The sequence below is a fragment of the Paenibacillus haidiansis genome (assembly GCF_036553665.1).
GTDB classification, from domain to species: Bacteria; Bacillota; Bacilli; order Paenibacillales; family Paenibacillaceae; genus Fontibacillus; species Fontibacillus haidiansis.
The window spans coordinates 98066-117209 of sequence record NZ_JAZHPZ010000006.1 but is presented as its reverse complement, the minus strand read 5'-3'; the positions used below and the strand labels follow the sequence as shown (position 1 = coordinate 117209).

General features: G+C 52.4%; 19 protein-coding genes. 15 read left to right on the top strand and 4 right to left on the bottom strand.

Annotated elements, in window-relative coordinates; all coding sequences use genetic code 11:
- Positions 1 to 281 precede the first annotated feature (281 nt).
- The 8 genes from infC (at position 282) to V3851_RS13980 (ending at position 7249) form a co-directional block, all read left to right on the top strand.
- Positions 282 to 776 carry a translation initiation factor IF-3 gene (gene infC, locus V3851_RS14015; RefSeq protein WP_331847175.1) on the top strand — a complete coding sequence of 165 codons (495 nt, stop codon included), beginning with the start codon at positions 282 to 284 and terminating at the stop codon, positions 774 to 776.
- Between the two features lie 79 nt (positions 777 to 855).
- Positions 856 to 1056 carry a 50S ribosomal protein L35 gene (rpmI, locus tag V3851_RS14010; protein ID WP_331847174.1) on the top strand — a complete coding sequence of 67 codons (201 nt, stop codon included), beginning with the start codon at positions 856 to 858 and terminating at the stop codon, positions 1054 to 1056.
- Between the two features lie 33 nt (positions 1057 to 1089).
- Positions 1090 to 1449 carry a 50S ribosomal protein L20 gene (gene rplT / locus V3851_RS14005; RefSeq protein ID WP_331847173.1) on the top strand — a complete coding sequence of 120 codons (360 nt, stop codon included), beginning with the start codon at positions 1090 to 1092 and terminating at the stop codon, positions 1447 to 1449.
- 281 nt (positions 1450 to 1730) lie between these two features.
- A complete protein-coding gene (locus V3851_RS14000; protein WP_331847172.1) occupies positions 1731 to 2825 on the top strand; it encodes a BMP family lipoprotein in 1095 nt (364 codons plus the stop codon).
- Positions 2826 to 2943: 118 nt separating this feature from the next.
- Positions 2944 to 4482, top strand: a complete 1539-nt coding sequence (locus tag V3851_RS13995) for an ABC transporter ATP-binding protein (RefSeq protein WP_331847171.1) — start codon at positions 2944 to 2946, stop codon at positions 4480 to 4482.
- Entirely contained in the window at positions 4475 to 5548 is a 1074-nt protein-coding gene (locus V3851_RS13990) for an ABC transporter permease (RefSeq protein ID WP_331847170.1), read from the top strand. The genes V3851_RS13995 and V3851_RS13990 overlap by 8 nt, the downstream gene beginning before the upstream one ends.
- Position 5549: 1 nt before the next feature.
- Positions 5550 to 6509, top strand: coding sequence for an ABC transporter permease (locus tag V3851_RS13985; RefSeq protein WP_331847169.1), 960 nt, complete (start codon positions 5550 to 5552; stop codon positions 6507 to 6509).
- A gap of 434 nt (positions 6510 to 6943) precedes the next feature.
- The gene (locus V3851_RS13980) at positions 6944 to 7249 is read left to right on the top strand and encodes a hypothetical protein (RefSeq protein ID WP_331847168.1); all 306 of its coding nucleotides are present in this window, start codon (positions 6944 to 6946) and stop codon (positions 7247 to 7249) included.
- A 2-nt stretch (positions 7250 to 7251) separates the two neighbouring features.
- Here V3851_RS13980 and V3851_RS13975 read toward each other — a convergent pair whose 3' ends face one another.
- Positions 7252 to 7707: a GNAT family N-acetyltransferase gene (locus tag V3851_RS13975; protein ID WP_331847167.1), complete on the bottom strand. Its 456-nt coding sequence runs from the start codon at positions 7705 to 7707 to the stop codon at positions 7252 to 7254.
- A gap of 583 nt (positions 7708 to 8290) precedes the next feature.
- Here V3851_RS13975 and ilvB point away from each other — a divergent pair.
- The 6 genes from ilvB to V3851_RS13945 all read left to right on the top strand — a co-directional run bounded on the left by ilvB (position 8291) and on the right by V3851_RS13945 (position 15225).
- Complete coding sequence (ilvB, locus tag V3851_RS13970; RefSeq protein ID WP_331847166.1) at positions 8291 to 10036, top strand: biosynthetic-type acetolactate synthase large subunit; 1746 nt, start codon at positions 8291 to 8293, stop codon at positions 10034 to 10036.
- Complete coding sequence (gene ilvN / locus V3851_RS13965) at positions 10036 to 10521, top strand: acetolactate synthase small subunit (RefSeq protein ID WP_331847165.1); 486 nt, start codon at positions 10036 to 10038, stop codon at positions 10519 to 10521. Before ilvB ends, ilvN begins: the two co-directional genes overlap by 1 nt.
- Before the next feature lie 199 nt (positions 10522 to 10720).
- Positions 10721 to 11713: a ketol-acid reductoisomerase gene (gene ilvC, locus V3851_RS13960; RefSeq protein WP_331847164.1), complete on the top strand. Its 993-nt coding sequence runs from the start codon at positions 10721 to 10723 to the stop codon at positions 11711 to 11713.
- A 315-nt stretch (positions 11714 to 12028) separates the two neighbouring features.
- Positions 12029 to 13108 (top strand): 3-isopropylmalate dehydrogenase, encoded by a 1080-nt coding sequence (leuB, locus tag V3851_RS13955; protein ID WP_331847163.1) that lies wholly within the window; start codon positions 12029 to 12031, stop codon positions 13106 to 13108.
- A 272-nt stretch (positions 13109 to 13380) separates the two neighbouring features.
- Positions 13381 to 13788, top strand: coding sequence for a hypothetical protein (locus tag V3851_RS13950; RefSeq protein ID WP_331847162.1), 408 nt, complete (start codon positions 13381 to 13383; stop codon positions 13786 to 13788).
- Positions 13789 to 14118: 330 nt separating this feature from the next.
- Complete coding sequence (locus V3851_RS13945) at positions 14119 to 15225, top strand: ATP-binding protein (protein WP_331847161.1); 1107 nt, start codon at positions 14119 to 14121, stop codon at positions 15223 to 15225.
- A gap of 70 nt (positions 15226 to 15295) precedes the next feature.
- On the opposite strand, the gene V3851_RS13940 is transcribed toward V3851_RS13945, so the two are convergent.
- From V3851_RS13940 to V3851_RS13930, 3 genes are read right to left on the bottom strand one after another with little or no spacing between them, the layout of a single operon-like run.
- The gene (locus V3851_RS13940) at positions 15296 to 15460 is read right to left on the bottom strand and encodes a FeoB-associated Cys-rich membrane protein (RefSeq protein ID WP_331847160.1); all 165 of its coding nucleotides are present in this window, start codon (positions 15458 to 15460) and stop codon (positions 15296 to 15298) included.
- 45 nt (positions 15461 to 15505) lie between these two features.
- Positions 15506 to 17533, bottom strand: coding sequence for a ferrous iron transport protein B (feoB, locus tag V3851_RS13935; RefSeq protein ID WP_331847159.1), 2028 nt, complete (start codon positions 17531 to 17533; stop codon positions 15506 to 15508).
- Positions 17530 to 17772: a FeoA family protein gene (locus V3851_RS13930; RefSeq protein WP_331847158.1), complete on the bottom strand. Its 243-nt coding sequence runs from the start codon at positions 17770 to 17772 to the stop codon at positions 17530 to 17532. The genes feoB and V3851_RS13930 overlap by 4 nt, the downstream gene beginning before the upstream one ends.
- Positions 17773 to 17960: 188 nt before the next feature.
- Here V3851_RS13930 and V3851_RS13925 point away from each other — a divergent pair, with 188 nt between their 5' ends.
- Positions 17961 to 18920, top strand: coding sequence for an aldolase catalytic domain-containing protein (locus V3851_RS13925; RefSeq protein WP_331847157.1), 960 nt, complete (start codon positions 17961 to 17963; stop codon positions 18918 to 18920).
- The last annotated feature ends 224 nt before the right edge of the window (positions 18921 to 19144 follow it).

Below are 19144 nucleotides of genomic sequence, written 5' to 3'. Positions count from 1 at the left end.
CGTCATCGAATCTTGAATTCGGATCCTTGACAAGTATTCCTTGCGTATGGTAGAGTATTCAAGTGTGCAATATCAAAGTTTTGGATTGCAAGCAGAGGCCCTGGCTTCTCACCTGTCCGACGATCATGTTGGCTGGTTTTGATCCGATGATTTATGAATGGGATTATTCATGAAGAATTGACGATCAATTTGGGATGCGGGTGGTTGACCCTGCATCCCTTTTAATTTTGTATCAGTAACCAAGAATCATTTGGAGGTGGAGAGTTATCAGTAAGGAACATTTGATCAATGATGAGATACGGGCCAAGGAAGTTCGTTTGGTGGGCGCGGACGGGGAACAAATCGGCATCAAGCCGACCCGCGAAGCGCTGCAAATGGCGATCGATCTGAATCTGGATCTGGTTAACGTGGCGCCGACGGCCAAGCCTCCGGTATGCCGGATCATGGATTACGGCAAATTCCGTTACGAGCAGCAGAAGAAAGAGAAGGAAGCCCGTAAGAATCAAAAGATAGTGGACATCAAAGAAGTTTGGTTCCGCGCCAATATCGAGGAACACGACTTCCAGACAAAGCTTCGCAATGTGATCAAATTTTTGAAAGACGGCGACAAGGTAAAATGCTCGGTCCGCTTCCGCGGTCGCGAAATTACCCATGCCGACATCGGCAAGAAAATTCTCGAGCGCGTCAAAGACGAGGTCGCAGAGCTTTCTACGGTGGAACGTCATCCAAAATTGGAAGGCCGCAGCATGATTATGATTTTGGCACCTAAAAATTAAACGCCGCTTTCCGGCGTCCGCACGATGGGCGGAAAGGCCGCGGAGCGCGGAAGTTCACAAACTTAGAGGGGGAAGTACAATGCCTAAAATGAAAACCCACAGCAGTCTTAAAGACCGCTTCAAAATTACCGGATCCGGTAAAGTAAGACGTTACAAAGCGAAACGCAATCACTTGCTGTCCCATAAGTCCAAACGCGCAAAACGTGTGTTGGCAAACAGCCCTGTGGCTTATTCCGGCGACGTTAGCCGTTTGAAACAACAGCTCGCAAACTTGAAGTAATAATTAACACAACTTATTGGGAGGTTTATTGATATGGCAAGAGTAAAAGGCGGATTCGTGGTTCGTCGTCGTCATAAAAAAGTATTGAAACTGGCTAAAGGTTATTTCGGTTCGAAACACCGCATCTTCAAAACAGCTAAAGAACAGGTTATGAAATCCCACCTGTATGCATACCGTGACCGTCGTGCGAAAAAACGCGACTTCCGCAGACTGTGGATCGTCCGGATCAATGCGGCAGCCCGCTTGAACGGTTTGTCCTACAGCAAATTGATGCACGGCTTGAAACTGGCCGATGTAAACATCAACCGCAAGATGCTTGCCGACTTGGCAGTGAACGACATCAACGCTTTCAACTCTTTGGCCAATGTGGCTAAAGAAAAAATCAACGCCTAATTTTACGCGGTGATATAAACCGCCGTTACCGGCATGCGACCCTATCCGGTAACGGCGGTTTTTTAGGTATAAAATGGAATGAGTGGAAGCCGAAAAAATAAAAGTTTACACATTGCGAACATTGTGTGGCAACTATGTCGAAAGAAAGCGTTTCATTTCACAAAAAGGCGAAACTTATTTAACCCTTGGTCATTAAAAGTATGGATTTTAACTAATTTTAAATGTATAATCGGTCTGTAGAAAAGCTTAGTGTTAAAAATTATAAGGGGGATTATACGTCAATGAACAAAGCCTTCAAATTTTCGTTAGTCATGGTTCTCGCCCTGATGTTGGTGCTGACGGGCTGCGGCAACAACAAGAACAGTGCCGCCGACAACGGTGCAAACGGCGGGGCAAATAACGGTGCCGCATCCAACACGGGAGCGGGCAACGATGGAGCAAACGGCGGCGGAGATGCAGCGTCGAACATTAAAGTCGGTCTTGTAACCGACGTCGGCGGTGTAAACGACAAATCCTTTAACCAATCGGCATGGGAAGCGCTCGAAGCTTTGAACGCCGAAGAAGGAATCGAACACAAGTACCTGCAAAGCTCCAGCAGCTCGGATTACATTCCGAACTTGAACCAATTCGTACAAGGCGGATATAATCTGACTTGGGCGATCGGCTTCGACCTGGGCGACGCACTGAAGCAAGTGGCGGATGCCAACCCGAACGCCAACCTGGCGATCATCGACAGCGTTGTCGAGGCACCTAATGTGCAGTCCGTGACGTTTGCCGAGAACGAAGGCTCGTATCTCGTCGGGGTAGTTGCCGGTTTGACTACCAAAACCAACAAAATCGGTTTTATCGGCGGTGCGGAAAGTCCGGTTATCAAACGCTTTGAAGTCGGTTTCCAAGCCGGGGTAGCTGCGGTAAATCCGGATGCCAAAGTAACGGTTACTTACGCCGGCGCTTATGACAAGCCTGACGTTGGTAAATCGCTGGCCAGCCAATTGTTCGACAGCGGTGCGGACATCATTTTCCCGGCTGCGGGACAAACGGGCAACGGCGTATTTAACGAAGCTGCTGCGCGCAACAATGCCGGCGGCGCTAACAAGCTGTGGGTTATCGGGGTAGACAAAGACCAATCGCTGGAATTCGGCGATGATGTCACTTTGACCTCCATGATGAAACGGGTTGACGTAGCCGTTAAGAATGTAACTCAACAAGTGATCGACGGTACGTTCAAAGGCGGCGTAGTCACTAACCTGACTTTGAAGGACGACGGTGTAGGCCTTCCTGAAAAAACTCCGAACTTGAGCCAAGAAATTCTGGACAAAGTGGAAGAGTATAAACAAAAAATTATTAGCGGCGAAATTACGGTTCCAACGGAGTAAATTAACAATTCCGGTCTCATAACGCCAGATAGTATAATAGAGCAGTAGCAGGCAAGGCCAGTTTTGTATGAGCTGGCCTTGTTGTTTGCGTAAATCCCAGAATGGTGAGGGTGATTTCATGAGCACTGCGGCTCCCGTAGTCGAGTTGAAGCAAATCACAAAGCGTTTCCCCGGTATTGTGGCCAACGATTCTATCAGCCTGACCTTACGCAAAGGCGAGATTCATGCGCTTTTAGGTGAAAACGGGGCGGGTAAGTCCACTTTGATGAATATTCTGTTCGGCCTGTATCAGCCGGACGAAGGCTCGATCGAAATCGGCGGAGAGCCGGTAACGATCGACAATCCGAATAAAGCGATCAAGCTTGGCATCGGCATGGTTCACCAGCATTTCAAGCTGGTTCAGCCTTTTACGGTAACGGAGAATATTATTCTCGGCATGGAACCGAAGAAAGGCCTTAATATCGACTATAAATCGGCGTCCGCCGAAGTGGCGAAACTTTCGGAGCAGTACGGCCTTCACGTCAACCCCAATTCCAAAATCCAGGACATCTCGGTCGGGATGCAGCAGCGGGTAGAAATCATGAAGACGTTGTTCCGCGGCGCGGATATTCTTATATTTGACGAGCCGACGGCAGTGTTGACCCCGCAGGAGATCGTGGATCTGATGGCGATTATGCGGCGGCTGGTGGCCGAAGGCAAATCGATTATTTTGATCACCCACAAGCTGAAAGAGATCATGGAAATCTCCGACAGGGTTACGATTATCCGGCGCGGCAAAGTGATCGACACGGTCGACACGGACAAGACCAACCCGAATGAACTGGCCGAAAAAATGGTCGGCCGCGGCGTGACGTTCAAAATCGATAAAAATCCCCCGGTTATCGGACAACCTGTCTTGCAGATGAAAGCAGTCAAAATGAACGACAAGCATGGCGTACCGGTGCTGAACGGTCTGAATCTGGAAGTCAAGGCGGGGGAGATCGTCGGGATCGCCGGCGTGGACGGCAACGGGCAGACGGAGTTGATCGAGGCCATTACGGGCCTTCGCAAAATCAATTCGGGTTCGATTCAATTGTCCGGCAAGGATATTGCCAATCTGCCGACCCGCAAAATCATTGAAAGCGGGCTGTCCCATATTCCCGAAGACCGTCATAAACATGGCCTAGTCCTTGATTTCTCTATCAGTGAAAATATGATACTCGAAACTTACTACACATCCGCATATAACAAGGGCATGTTCATGGACCGCCGCGCGGTGGACACACATGCGGAGCAGCTCGTCGAGCAGTTTGACGTGCGGACGCCGAGCATCGAAACGAAAGCCAGATCTCTGTCCGGCGGTAACCAGCAGAAAGCGATTATTGCTCGGGAAATAGACAAGAACCCTGACCTGCTTATCGCGGCCCAGCCGACGCGGGGGCTCGACGTCGGTGCGATCGAGTTCGTTCATAAGCAGCTGATCGAACAGCGCGACCAAGGGAAAGCGGTGCTGCTCGTTTCGTTCGAGCTGGATGAAATCATGAACGTTTCCGATCGGATTGCGGTCATTTACGAAGGCCGTATCGTCGGCGAAGTACTGCCGCAGGAAACCAATGACCAGGAGCTTGGACTCATGATGGCGGGCTTTACGGACAAAGGGGGACCATCCGATGAATAAATTGCGCAAAATATTCACACTGGACAGCATCATTGTCCCGCTCGTCGCCATCCTGCTCGGCCTGATCGTCGGTGCGATTGTCATGCTGATCGGGGGGTACAATCCGATTGAGGCGTACGTCGCACTGCTCAAGCGCGTTGTGGGCAACCCTTACGATCTGGGCGAGACGATCAGACAGATTACCCCGCTTGTCCTCACCGGTCTCGGCGTAGCATTTGCGTTCCGTTCCGGGATGTTTAACATCGGGGCGGACGGACAAGTTCTGATCGGTATGACGACCGCCACGGCCGTTTCCTTGTCTTTTTCCGGCTTATCGTCCACGTTCCTCGTCCCGCTGGCTGTCATTGCCGGGGGGATCGCCGGCGGACTTTGGGCCGCATTCGCCGGGTACTTGAAGGCGAAGCGGGGCATCAACGAGGTTATTACAACCATCATGATGAACTGGATCGCCTTGTATTTGTCCAACTACGTAATCCGCCATTTCTTCCTGCTCAAAGGGCAGAACCGTTCGGAAGACATCGGAGCATCCGCGGCGATGACGTTTTTGGCGGATATCTTCAACAATGCCCGGGTACACTGGGGTGCTATGATCGCGCTGCTCGCGGCCGTATTCTTCTATGTGTACCTCTGGAAAACGAAACAGGGCTACGAAATGCGCGCGGTCGGCTTCAACGCGAACGCGGCGGAATACGCCGGTATGAACGTAGGCCGCAACGTCGTGAAGGCCATGTTCATCAGCGGCGTGTTCTGCGGACTTGCGGGAACGTTTGAAGTGCTTGGCGTATTCCACTATCAATCCGTATTTGCCGCTTCCCCGGGCTACGGGTTTGACGGCATCTCCGTCGCGCTGCTCGGCATGAACCATCCGTTCGGCGTCGTGCTCGGCGGCATCCTGTACGGCGTGCTGACCTACGGCTCCGCCGGAATGAGCTTTGCCGTAGGCGTACCGCCGGAACTGATCAAGATCATCATCGGTTCGATCATATTCTTCATTGCCGCGCAAGGCATCGTTCGCTTTGTATTGAAGCCATTCTACCTCAAGCGCAAGAAAGAGAAGGTGCTGTAATATGGACGTTCTTACGCTGCTAGGTCAACTGCTCAACTCGACGTTGGTGTTTTCGACCGCACTGATTCTTACGGCTCTCGGCGGAATATTCTCGGAACGGTCCGGCGTGGTCAATATCGGCCTGGAAGGCTTGATGATTTTCGGCGCGTTTGCCGCCGCCGTAGGCACCTATTACGCCCAGGAAGCCGGACTCGGAAGCTTTTCTCCATGGATCGGCGTTATCGCCGCGGTTGTGGTCGGCATTATCGGTTCGCTGATCCACGCGGTCGCTTCGATCACATTTAAAGCGGACCAGACCATAAGCGGTATCGTCATCAACTTTTTGGCGGCGGGTTTGACCGTGTATATCGTCAAGCTTTTGTTTGACGGCGCTGCGGAAACGCCGCTGGTTGAAGTGTTCCAGAAAAAGGCGATCCCGATCCTCCGCGACATTCCGATCATCGGCGAGGGATTCTTTAATTCGTATCCGACAACCTATCTCGCCTTGATTCTTGTTATAGTTGCCTACTATGTATTGTTCAAAACGCCGTTCGGCCTGCGTCTCCGCTCAGTGGGTGAATACCCGGGAGCCGCCGACACGCTTGGCGTAAACGTGACGAAAATGCGCTATATCGGCGTGATGATCAGCGGTGCGCTGGCCGGGATCGGCGGCGCGACGATTACGCTGACGACGACAAGCACCTTTGCCCATAACACGATTTCCGGGCAAGGTTATATTGCGATCGCCGCGATGATCTTCGGCAAATGGAACCCGATCGGCGCGTTCGGTGCCGCGATGTTCTTCGGCTTCTCCCAGGCGATCCGCAACTATGTTCAGTTGTTCGAATGGTCGCGAAGCATCCCGCAGGAATTTATTTATATGATTCCGTACGTATTGACGATCATCGTACTGGTCAGCGCGGTTGGCCGCTCTTCGTCGCCATCGGCGCTCGGTACGCCTTACGATCCGTCCAAGAGGTAACGGAACACCCCCGCAGGCATTGTCTGCAGGGGTGTTTTTTTGTGCGCGGATGTGAATAGCAGCCCAAATAGCCGCTATTCTTTACTTTAACGAGTTTATTGACGAAATAAGGCCCTAAAAAAACGCTATTGGCTCAAAATTGGAATAAATATCGACAAATTGGACCACTTCCAGTCAAACAGATGACTTTTCGACCGCTATTTCGCATTAGGGAGTCCAAATCATAAGAATAAGGTCTTTTTTAGGACGCTATTGCATCGGCAACTCTCCGGGGTCTCCGTTCGCTTGCCCAATTTGAACCCTTCGCGGGCGATGGCGCAAGCATAGGGCGAGAATTTCGAATATGGTGATTTGAACGTAAAATAGCCGAATCGAAGGGTTCCGGACGGAACGATTCAACGCGGCTGTTCGATCTCATTTGGAGGAGGGTTACCATGGGTAAACCAGTGACGAAGAAAGACGCCGAGAAGCTGATCGGCAAATCGATAGTCGCTTATAAAAAGGATGGCGGGGTAGTAACGGGCAAGCTCGTCAAAATCAGCGGCAACCGGTTGATCATTCGGCAGGAAGGCGGCAAAAAGGTAAAAACAAAAGCGATTATTCCGCTTGTATTATTTGATTTGCTGGCCATCGGCGCGTCTCCATACGCCTATGGCGGATTTTACGGCGGCTATGGCCCGTACGGCGGCGGCTACGGCTACGGTCCTTACGGCGGATCTCCGTACGGCGGCTTCTGGTAAAACTATACCCGGATCAGCAGTTTTTTCTCCATTTCGTAGCATTGCGATAACTGTATAAACCGCACGGTATTGTAGCCGAGATTGCGATAGAACCGATGAGCCTGGGTATTGCCCCGGTCAACCATAACTTTGGCTTTTGTGCACCCGCGCGAACCGGCGAAATTTTCGGCTTGGGCCATCAGCGCTTTGCCATGGCGGTTGCGCCGGTGCGCGGGAGCAACCGCCATCATATCGATATATAAAAGCTCCCCGTGCACCATGAAATGGATGAAAGCGATCGGATCGGCTTCATAGTATGGGGAAACGACCAGTGTTACCCCGCGGGCAAGCCGATTGGGAAGCTCCTTGATCACCGTTTTCAATTCCTGCGGGGGCAGATGTGAATAGGGGACAAGCTCTTTGAGGATCAGGTCGTGAATGACGGGATCGTCCTGCTTGGGCCTTCTGTAACGTATCATTTCACTTCATAACCTCCTCGGGCAGCGAACCTCCTGACAAAGAGATTCACGCGATGCATAAAAGTGGGCGATATCTTTTATCATATGACGGAGGGGAACCGAAGGGTTCCGGTGGAAATAATAAAAGGGTATTGACTCTTGATGTAAACTAATCTTATAATGTTTCTAAACATTTTTATCGATATGTATCGGCGATGAAGAGGACGAAGGTTTAAGGGCTCTTTGCTCAGAGAGTGGATGGATTTGCTGAGACCATCCGCCATTACCCCTTAAATGCGAGCTCACCTCGGAGCTGTTTCCCTGAAAAGCCGCAAGCCATCCTAGGCAGGCTTGCGCACACGGCCTATTAGGGGAAATCGTCAGGTCTGCGTTAGAGACCAAGGGTAGAAGTCTATGCTTTTGTCTTTTACTCGCCAAGGCCCGGTACTGTGAGGAACCGGGTGAACATGGGTGGTACCACGGAAGCTAAACCTTTCGTCCCTCGGAACAGGAGACTGTTCCGGGTGACGAAAGGTTTTTTTATTTATTCAGGAAAATGAAGTTACTTAAAAGTGGAAGCGAAAACTCGGAAGGAGGACAACTGATGAGCGCGCAAATTCCAGCAGTGCGGTCTACAGAACAATTACGTGAGAAATGGATCAAACCGGAAGTCATTTCCGGCTCTGAAATATTGCTTCGCAGTCTGCTTTTGGAAGGTGTCGAGTGCGTCTTCGGTTACCCGGGGGGCGCGGTGCTGTATATCTATGACGCGCTTTACGGCTTTACCGATTTCCATCATGTGCTTACGAGACACGAGCAGGGAGCGATTCATGCGGCGGACGGCTACGCCCGCGCCAGCGGCAAAGTCGGCGTCTGCATCGCCACCTCCGGTCCGGGCGCGACGAATACGGTAACGGGTATCGCTACCGCATATATGGATTCTGTTCCGCTGGTTGTTATAACCGGGAACGTCGTTTCCAGCCTGATCGGAACGGACGCCTTCCAAGAAGCGGACATTACCGGCATAACGATGCCGATCACCAAGCACAGCTATCTGGTCAGAGATGTGGAAGACCTTCCCCGGATCATTCACGAGGCGTTCCACATCGCCAATACGGGCCGCAAGGGTCCCGTGCTGATCGATATTCCGAAGGACGTGTCGGCCAACAAAGCGCTGTTCGAACCGGTGCAAACCGTCAACCTGCGCGGTTATCATCCGACCGTCGTGCCGAACCGGCTGCAGCTTGACAAGCTCGTCCAAGCGATTCAGGAAGCGGAGCGCCCGGTCATTCTGGCGGGCGGCGGTGTTGTCTACTCCGGCGGGCATGAGGCGCTGCTCGAATTCGTCAACCGGACGGAAATTCCGATCACGACGACGCTGCTCGGACTCGGAGCTTTCCCGAGCGGGCACGAGCTGTGGATGGGCATGCCGGGGATGCACGGAACATACACCGCGAACCAGAGCATTCAGAACAGCGATCTGCTGATCAATATCGGCGCCCGATTCGATGACCGCGTAACCGGCCGCCTCGACGGCTTTGCGCCGCAAGCCAAGATCGTGCACATCGACATTGACCCGGCGGAAATCGGCAAGAACGTGCATACGGACATCCCGATCGTCGGCGATGCGAAGACGGTGCTCGAATCGCTGAACACCCTGGTGGGACGCGCCGACAAAGCGGATGAATGGAGAGCGAAGATCGCCAAGTCGAACCAAGAGAAGCCGTTCAAGTATAAGGATTCGGACGATGTGCTTAAGCCGCAATGGGTTATCGAAATGCTGAACGAAACGACTCATGGCGAGGCTATCGTTACGACGGACGTCGGCCAGCACCAAATGTGGACAGCGCAATATTACAAGTTCAATCAGCCCCGTTCCTGGATTACTTCCGGCGGGCTCGGCACAATGGGCTTCGGCTTCCCGTCGGCGATCGGTGCGCAAATGGCGCATCCGGACCGGCTGGTCATTTCCATCAACGGCGACGGCGGCATGCAGATGTGCGCCCAGGAGCTGGCGATTTGCGCGATCAACAAGATCCCCGTCAAGATCGTCGTCATCAATAACCAGGTGCTCGGCATGGTTCGCCAATGGCAGGAGCTGATTTACGAGAACCGTTACAGCCATATCGATCTGGCCGGCAGTCCGGATTTCGTGAAACTGGCGGAAGCGTACGGTGTCAAAGGTTTGCGCGCGGCAAACAAAGACGATGCCAAGAAGGTTTGGCAGGAAGCTTTGGAAACGCCGGGACCGGTATTGGTGGAATTCGTGGTCGATAAGGCAGAAAACGTGTATCCGATGGTTACGCAAGGTTCCACCATTGATCAAATGTTAATGGGGGACGATGAATAATGACAAAAAGTTACGCGATTTCGGTACTGGTCAACGATCAACCCGGTGTGTTGCAGCGTGTCTCCGGCCTGTTTGGCCGGCGCGGCTTCAACATCGAGAGTATTACGGTCGGTCAATCGGAAGAAGACGGATTGTCCCGGATGGTCATTGTGACCCACGGGGACGACAAGACGCTGGAACAGATCGAAAAGCAGCTCTACAAGCTGATCGATGTCATCAAAGTGGTCAATCTCAGTTCCAAGCCGATGGTCGGCCGCGAGCTGGCCTTGATCAAGGTGAAGTCCGAGCCGGCGGAACGCCCGGAAATCATGGGCGTGGTCGAGACGTTCCGCGCTTCTGTCGTGGACATCGGAACGAACAGCATGATCGTACAGGTGGTTGGGGATACGGACAAAATCGATGCGATGATCGAGCTGCTCCATCCTTACGGGATCCGGGAATTGTCCCGGACCGGGGTTACTGCCATGATTCGGGGCAATGCTTGATTGATTAACCGGGGAATGTAAAAAGTTTGCAACCGACTTTTCCGCCGAAGTTTGGCGGGGGCTTGAGCGGATCGAGAGATAGCGGCGATTTGGGCGGCGGGAACGGTCCTCTGAATCACCCGTCAAACAGGCGGAGGGTACAAAATAAATTTTGGGACATGCGCTACGCATACCCGCAAATTATGGGAGGCATTAGAAAATGGCAGTTACATTGTACTATGAGCAAGACGCAGAACTTAGCGTACTGAAGGGGAAAACAATCGCGATCATCGGATACGGCAGCCAAGGACATGCCCATGCGCAAAACCTGCGCGAAAGCGGGCTGCAAGTCATCATCGGCCTTCGTGAAGGCAAATCCTTCAACAAGGCGAAGGAAGACGGTTTTGAAGTGCTTTCCGTAGCGGAAGCTACCAAACGTGCGGATGTCGTCCAAATCCTGATGCCGGACGAAACGCAAGCGGCCGTATACCAAAGCGAAATCGCTCCAAACCTGAAAAAGGGCGCCGCTCTGTTGTTCGCCCACGGCTTCAACGTTCATTTTGGTCAAATCGTACCGTCTCCGGACAATGACGTTCTGCTCGTCGCTCCTAAATCGCCGGGTCATATGGTTCGCCGTACTTATGTCGAAGGTTTCGGGGTACCCGGACTTATCGCCGTTCATCAAGATGCGACGGGCAAAGCCAAAGAAATCGGTCTGGCTTATGCCAAAGGCATCGGCTGTACCCGCGCCGGAGTTATCGAAACTTCGTTCCGCGAAGAAACCGAAACCGACTTGTTCGGTGAACAAGCCGTATTGTGCGGCGGTGTAAGCGCCCTGATCAAGGCCGGCTTTGAAACGCTGACTGAAGCAGGCTACGCTCCGGAAATGGCTTACTTCGAATGCCTGCACGAAATGAAGCTGATCGTCGACCTGATCTATGAAGGCGGTTTGGCGACTATGCGCGATTCCATCTCCAACACGGCGGAATACGGCGATTATGTAACCGGTCCTCGCATCGTGACGGAAGAAACGAAGAAAGCGATGAAAGAAGTGCTGGCCGATATCCAACAAGGCAAATTTGCCCGCGATTTCATCCTGGAAAACCAATCGAACCGCGCTTTCCTGACGGCAACACGCCGCAACGAAGCGAACCATCCGATCGAAGTGGTCGGCAAAGAGCTGCGCGGCCTGATGCACTGGATCAAGAAGTAATTCCAAAGATATTACTTCATATGCATGCAGCATAACGAGCTCTCCGTCCGGCGCAATCGTAAGCCGATGCTTTAAGGCGTTGCGGAGTTAAAGAGAATATCCCGGTTGTTAAGCTCCAATGCGGCCATGCTATCTTGCGTGTGCCGCATTGGAGTGTTTTATTACCATGACGACAAATGCAAGTGAAATTGAAGCTTATAGGCTCATCCTATAGAACTAATAGATTCTATATCTTTGTTTTAATACCCGGTGGTATGATACAACAGAGTTAGAGTCTATTCGAGTGAGCCACTGGGAGAAAGGGAGTTATAAGTCATGGCAGAAGTGAAAAAGATCGCGGTCATCGCCGGGGACGGAATCGGCCCGGAGGTCGTCGCGGAAGCGGAAAAAGTATTGAAACGAACCGAGGAATTGTTCGGATACCGGTTTGAGACGGAGCATGCCTTGTTCGGGGGCATCGCCATAGACGAAAAGGGCACGCCGCTGCCGCAGGAGACGCTGGAGGTTTGTCAAAGCGCCGACGCGGTATTGCTCGGAGCCGTCGGCGGGCCGAAATGGGACAGCAATCCGAAGGAATTGCGTCCGGAGACAGGACTACTAGGCATCCGCAAGGCGCTGGGGCTGTTTGCGAACCTTCGCCCGGCCGTCGTATTCGATTGCCTGAAGGATGCTTCAACGCTGAAGCCGGAAGTGCTCGAAGGCACCGACTTGATCGTTGTCCGCGAACTGACGGGCGGCATTTATTTCGGCGAGAAATTCCGCCGCGAAACGGAGAACGGCCAGGAAGCGGTCGATACTTGCGCGTACAATGTAAGCGAAGTCGAGCGAATCGTGCGCCAGGCATTCGAAATCGCCCGCAAACGCCGCAAGAAGCTGGCTTCGGTCGACAAGGCCAACGTGCTGGAGACGTCCCGCTTATGGCGCGAGGTCGTGAACGGCATCGCTCCGGAATACCCGGATGTCGAGCTGGAGCATGTGCTCGTCGACAACTGTGCGATGCAGCTCTTGCGCCGCCCGTCGAGCTTTGACGTTATCGTGACGGAGAATATGTTCGGCGACATCCTGAGCGATGAAGCGGCGATGCTGACCGGCTCGATCGGCATGCTGTCCTCGGCGTCGCTCGGGGAAGGCAGCTTCGGCTTGTACGAGCCGGTGCACGGGTCGGCGCCGGATATCGCCGGCCGGAACCTGGCCAACCCGATCGCTACGATCCTCTCCGTCGCCCTGATGTTCCGCATGACCTTCGGCTATGCCGATGCGGCGGACGCCATCGAGCGCGCGGTTGCCGACGTGCTGAACGCTGGCCACCGGACGGGGGATATCGCGACGGATAAGAGCCAGGCGATCGGCACCAAAGAGATGGGCGACCTGATCGTTTCGGCGATCCGCAAATAACCCGGGAAACACGGACAAAAAACGTTCAAAAAACAATATTTTACAGCCCCCTGCGCAAAGATGCCTCAAGCAGGGGGCTTTTTCGCCCGTTGTGGCGGGAGGAGAGGACGGGGCGTATTATTAAGTATGATCGGGTTCATCCTGTAATGTATCTCGAGCTTTAAAGGAATTTACCTGCCGGGTGGCGAATAGATATATCTAATCCTATTTTCAGCTGCCTTCTTCAGCTGTCTTCATAAACAAAATGCCTAAACGGGAAAGGGTGAAGGGGAATGAGTTTTTGCTGTGGCGCAAGCATGTTAGGAACAAAGGGAAGTTTAAAGCACTACCGGACCCAGGTTCATAATGTTCCCCTGCTTTTTTGCCCGGTGTGCCACCGGGTGGAGGTACATTATAAAGTGGAGAACGAATACGAGGTTCTGGCCGAGTATGCACATAGCGACGGACTTTCGGAAATAGACTTCCAGGATTTCGTCATGGAGAATGAAGATTCCATCTTCAGCAACTGCGTAAACCGCGAGGATGAAGACCCGATGGATATTGTTCAAAGCCAGATAGATATGTCGCTGGATTTGCTCACCGTAGCCAAACAGATCGGAGACGCCAAATGGGAATCCGAGCTCAAAAAACGCCTGGCCGTCATGAGCCGGCGCAGGGCTAAGCTGATCCGTCAGAAGTAAGCGGCAAACGGCCGCCTTTTAAATAGCTCCCCCCGGGGGAGCTATTTGTTTTTACTTTTATGCGCAAACGTTTGCCCAGAGTATTTCCTCTTTTTCGACAGTATCTCTGATTGACGTTATTTGGAAGTATTTACTATGATTGAACTAGGCCGTTTTCCTTTAAAGCGGGAAAATGACTACTACAATTATATATAGGACAAGCTCTGGAATAGGTAACAAGGTGGAGAAGGTGAAGTTTCATACCTACCGGCGGGTATGGACTTTCCGCATAGTGATCGGTAGTTGTCGTCCGTGGCAGAAAGATCATTCGGAAAAAAAGGGGGAACCGACTTGTTGAGCGAATTCCAGGAGACATTGCTCCAGTCCGTTAAAGCGTATCAATCGACTCAGTTAGTGAAGAACAAGTACGAGAACATACTCCAGCATCTAGACAGCGGCATTATGCTGTTCGACAGCGACGGGGTTTTAACCTTTATCAATGTCCAGATGGCCAGATTACTGGAAATTCCGCGCCATTCCCTAATCGGATGCAATTTGCTGCAATTGCTCCGCCACCCGCACTTGAGCCGGTTCAAGAAACGGAAGATCCTGCGCCTTTACCGGGAAACGATTCTGTTTCGCAAGAAAAATCACGAACTGGTCGACGAATACGGGAGGTATTATCTCACTACAATTACATACGGTGACCAAATGGAAGGAGATTATTTGCTCAGCGTCAAGGATGTGTCCGAATTCAAGCAGATTGAGCAGGCCGCCTATCAGAACGACAAGCTGGCGATGTTGGGGAAAATCTCGGCCTCCATCGCCCACGAGATCCGCAATCCGCTGACGGCGATCCGCGGCTTCATTCAACTGCTTAGGCCCCACCTGCTTCAGCTTGGAAAAGATGAATACGCCCGGATTATTTTAAGCGAAATCGACCGCGCCAATGATATCATATATGAATTCCTGAACTCTTCGAAGCCGACGGCACCGCAAAAGGTGGTGGTAAGTATCGCTTCCCTGCTGAAGGAAGCCGTTCTGCTCAGCGAAAGCGAGGCTTTAATGAAAGGCTGCGAAATTCGCTTAAAGGAATCAGCTACCCCGATGAATGTATCCATTGACGTGAAGCAGGTGAAACAGGTGCTGCTGAACATGATCAAAAACGCGATGGACGCCATTGAGGAAGTAGGGAGCGATTACTCCGGAGTAATCGACATTTCCGCCGAGCCGGATGGGAAGTATGTCAACATTACGATCCAGGATAACGGCAACGGCATGGACAAGGCCATGCTCGGCCGCTTGTTCGACCCCTTTTTTACGACAAAAGAGAAGGGAACCGGACTCGGGTTGTCGGTCAGCTACCGGATCATCAAAAACCATAGAGGCAATATTAACGTCGATAGTGTCAAAGGCTCGGGGACGATCTTCGTCATTTCCCTGCCTTTAGTGCCATAAATATATCGCCCAAGCTAAAAGAGGAGCCCGAAACCGTACGGTTTCGGGCTCTTTTTGATATGATCGGGCACTAGTCAAATTTGGAGGAGGCAGGTGCGTCCGGCACGCCGCATGCGGAACAGGATTCCCGCTGCGAACAAGCGGCGCAGGCGCCTTTTTTACTTTTGCGTATACCGCGGTATAAGGCAAAGGCGGCATAAGCGAATATAGCGCCAACAATGAGGATATCGGCCATAAGACAGACTCCTTTCCGTTAGGACTTTCGGAACATGCTTACCCATTAAGCCAAACCGATCAACCGCCCGCCTTGATAAATGATCAAGGCTACGATATAAGCGAGAACGAGCGAATACCCGATGGCGAACAGCGTCCATTTCCAGGAGGCCGTCTCTTTCCGCAGGACGCCGACGGTGGCCAGACAAGGCGTGTACAGCAGGACGAAGGCCATGAAGCTGTAAGCTTGCAGCGGGGTAAACGCCGCCGCGATCTGCCCCTGCAGGCCGGCCATATCCGGAACATGATAAATAATGTTCATCGTGGAGACGACGACCTCTTTGGCCATAAAGCCGGTGACTAGCGCCGCGCCCGCCTGCCAGGTGCCGAAGCCGATCGGCCCCAGGAGCGAGGCGAACAGGCCGCCAAGAGAGGCCAGGAAGCTGTCGTCCATATCGGCGGCGACTCCGCCCGGGCCAAGGCAGGTTAGCAGCCAGATCAGCACGGACCCGCCCAGAATAAAGGTGCCCGCTTTACGCAGGAAGCCTTTGCCCTTTTCCCATGTGCTGCGGAAGAGGGTGACGCTTTGCGGCATCCGGTACGGCGGCAGTTCGACCATGAAGAACGACTTGGTATCCTTGAACATGAAGCGGGAGAATATTTTCGCAAGTACCAGCGTCAGCACGATCCCCATCACATACAGCGACAAAACGACCAGCGCCTGCGAGCTTGCGAAGAAAACCCCCGCAAACAGCGCGTATACGGGCAATCTGGCGGAGCAGGACATCAGCGGGACAAGCAGCATCGTCATGGTCCGCTCCTTCGGCTGTTCGATATTTCGCGAAGCCATTACGGCGGGGACATTGCAGCCGAAGCCGATGATGAACGGAATCAGCGCCTTGCCGTTCAACCCGACCATTTCCATCAACTTATCCATCATCACAGTGATCCGCGCCATATAACCGGAATCTTCAATAAAGGAAATGATCAGGAACATGATAAAAATTTGCGGCATAAACACCAGCACGCCGCCGACGCCCCCGATGATGCCTTCGATGATGAGATTATGGGTGAATCCCGAGGCGCCTACCGCCGCGAGCCCCCATTCCGCGAAATTGGTCAGAGGCCCGGAGATGAAGGCGTCGACCAGATCGGACAGCGGATTGCCCAGCCAATCGAAGGTCAATTGGAACGTCAGAAACATAAACAACAGGAAGATCGGGATGCCCCAAACCGGATGGGCGGCGAACTTGTCGATCTTCTCGGTCAGCGTATGCGGCTTCTGGTTGGAATGATCGACCGCCGATTCGCAGATTTCATGAATCAACGACGTGCGCACCGAGCGGATATAATCCTGCAGCGAACGAGAGTCGCCGGCTTTGCGAAGCTGATCCATGGCGATGGCCCGGATTTCCCGAACGCGGACAAGCATTTCGTTCTTAAAATGGAGCGGGTTCATCACAGCCGGATTATCCTCAAGTATTTGCAATGCGACCCACCGTGGAGATAAGGAGTCCAGAGGCAGCTTGTGGACGACTTCGCGGGAAATCGCCCGGATCGCCCCTTCGACGACATCTCCGTAATCGATCCAAAACGAAGAAGATGATGTCTGAACCTGCTTTGCCTTGGCCATGCTGAGCAGCAAATCTTTGCTGCCGGCCCCGGTCCGGGCAACCAGCGGGACAATTTCGGTATTTAAACTGGCGGACAATTTATCCGTATCGATGACAAGTCCGCGGGCTTTGGCGACATCGATCATGTTCAATCCGATAATGACCGGCTTGCCGTATTCGAGTAGTTGAAGGGTGAGATATAAGTTCCGTTCTAACTGGGAGGCGTCAACGATGTTGATTAACAGGGATGGAGATTCGGTCACCAGGTATTCGGCGGCCACGCCTTCATCCCGCGATAACGGGTGGAGGGAATAGATCCCCGGGAGGTCGGTCAGCGGGCCGCTCTTGTCCTTGAGCTGGCCGATCTTTTTCTCGACGGTGACGCCGGACCAGTTCCCGACATATTCGTATGAACTCGTTAGCGTATTGAAAAGGGAGGTCTTGCCCGTATTCGGGTTTCCGATCAGCGCGGTTCCGCTCACGACACGGCCACCTCAATCTTTGCGGCTTCCCTGTGGCGAATGCCAATCAGTTGTCCGTCGAATTCGAGCAGGACCGGACCGCCCCACAGGCAGAAGCGTTTAACGGTGATATGAGAACCTTCGGCGATGCCCAGATCGTTCAGGCGGCGCTTGAGAATCGGGTCGATCCCGCCGAACTGGCGTATGGAACATGAATCGCCGGGCTTTAAACCGGACAGACAGTTGGGACATGGTGTCATAGACATCACTCCTTCATGGCGACATTCGATATTGAGAATCACTCTCATTTATTTTGCCTTCAATATATCACGCCATGGAGTTGTCAACTGTGACCTACATCATATAATTGATGTCTTTGTCTTTACTTTTTGTTTTCGGTTCGAGTAAGATGGAAAGTAAAACAGACAGGGAAAGGAAATCGGTAGGAATGAAGGAAAACCAGAGTAAAATTGTCGACTGCACGATACGCGACGGAGGTTTGGTCAATAACTGGGATTTCAGTGTGGAATTTGTGCAGAAATTGTATGCCGGCCTGAACGAGGCGGGCGTGGATTATATGGAGATCGGTTATAAAAATTCGCCAAAGCTGTTGAAGGGGGCCGACGAGGCCGGACCTTGGCGCTTTTTGAACGACGATTTTCTCAGAAAGGTCATTCCGCAGAAGGGCAATACCAAGCTGTCCGCTCTGGTCGATATCGGGCGTGTGGACGAAAACGACATTCTGCCCCGCAGCGAGAGCCTGCTCGATCTGATCCGGGTGGCCTGCTACGTCAAAGACGTGGACAAGGCTTTGAAATTGGCCCAAGTTTTCCACGACCGCGGATATGAAACTACATTAAATATTATGGCCTTATCCAACGTAATGGAGAATGAATTGCTCGAAGCGTTTGAAATGATCAAAGAGAGCGTCGTCGATGTCGTGTACATCGTAGACTCTTACGGCAGCCTCGATTATAAAGATATCGAATACCTGGTCAACAAATTCAAGACCCATTTGCCGAATAAGCGGCTGGGCGTGCATACGCACAACAATATGCAGCTTGCCTTCTCCAATACGCTGGTGGCGGCCGATCTCGGCGTCGAATTTCTGGATGCTTCCGTCTACGGCATGGGGCGCGCGGCGGGCAACTGCCCGACCGAGCTCTTGGTCGCGCATTTGAAGAACACCAACTACAAGCTCCGTCCGGTGCTGGATGTGCTGGAACAGCTGCTTGTTCCGCTCCGCGAGAAGGAGGAATGGGGCTACCTGATTCCGTACATGATTACCGGCACGTTGGACGAGCATCCCCGCTCCGCCATGGCCCTGCGGGCCTCGAAGGATAAAGACAAGGCGGTCGATTTCTACGATAAATTAACGACCCCCGAAGTGAGCTTTGATACAAAATAGGATTTGTTCCATTGGAAATCCGGCACGAAATGGTGCCGGATTTTTTTGTATTTGTCATATATTGCTTATTTTTCGGCAATCATGTATTTTAAACAAATAGAAATGAATAATCATACATATTTCATTTTCGTTTTCAAGGGCTGGCAGGAAAAGGTCGATTTTTGTTGAATTGTACTTTAGTAGCTGAATTTCAGATCATTACCTCCGGGGGTTGAACATATATG

Coding starts and splice junctions, on each gene's coding strand:
- rpmI (WP_331847174.1), top strand. CDS start 856: ATGCCTAAAATGAAAACCCACAGCAGTCTTAAAGACCGCTTCAAAATT.
- rplT (WP_331847173.1), top strand. CDS start 1,090: ATGGCAAGAGTAAAAGGCGGATTCGTGGTTCGTCGTCGTCATAAAAAA.
- V3851_RS14000 (WP_331847172.1), top strand. CDS start 1,731: ATGAACAAAGCCTTCAAATTTTCGTTAGTCATGGTTCTCGCCCTGATG.
- V3851_RS13995 (WP_331847171.1), top strand. CDS start 2,944: ATGAGCACTGCGGCTCCCGTAGTCGAGTTGAAGCAAATCACAAAGCGT.
- V3851_RS13990 (WP_331847170.1), top strand. CDS start 4,475: ATGAATAAATTGCGCAAAATATTCACACTGGACAGCATCATTGTCCCG.
- V3851_RS13985 (WP_331847169.1), top strand. CDS start 5,550: ATGGACGTTCTTACGCTGCTAGGTCAACTGCTCAACTCGACGTTGGTG.
- V3851_RS13980 (WP_331847168.1), top strand. CDS start 6,944: ATGGGTAAACCAGTGACGAAGAAAGACGCCGAGAAGCTGATCGGCAAA.
- V3851_RS13975 (WP_331847167.1), bottom strand. CDS start 7,707: ATGATACGTTACAGAAGGCCCAAGCAGGACGATCCCGTCATTCACGAC.
- ilvB (WP_331847166.1), top strand. CDS start 8,291: ATGAGCGCGCAAATTCCAGCAGTGCGGTCTACAGAACAATTACGTGAG.
- ilvN (WP_331847165.1), top strand. CDS start 10,036: ATGACAAAAAGTTACGCGATTTCGGTACTGGTCAACGATCAACCCGGT.
- ilvC (WP_331847164.1), top strand. CDS start 10,721: ATGGCAGTTACATTGTACTATGAGCAAGACGCAGAACTTAGCGTACTG.
- leuB (WP_331847163.1), top strand. CDS start 12,029: ATGGCAGAAGTGAAAAAGATCGCGGTCATCGCCGGGGACGGAATCGGC.
- V3851_RS13950 (WP_331847162.1), top strand. CDS start 13,381: ATGAGTTTTTGCTGTGGCGCAAGCATGTTAGGAACAAAGGGAAGTTTA.
- V3851_RS13940 (WP_331847160.1), bottom strand. CDS start 15,460: ATGGCCGATATCCTCATTGTTGGCGCTATATTCGCTTATGCCGCCTTT.
- V3851_RS13930 (WP_331847158.1), bottom strand. CDS start 17,772: ATGACACCATGTCCCAACTGTCTGTCCGGTTTAAAGCCCGGCGATTCA.
- V3851_RS13925 (WP_331847157.1), top strand. CDS start 17,961: ATGAAGGAAAACCAGAGTAAAATTGTCGACTGCACGATACGCGACGGA.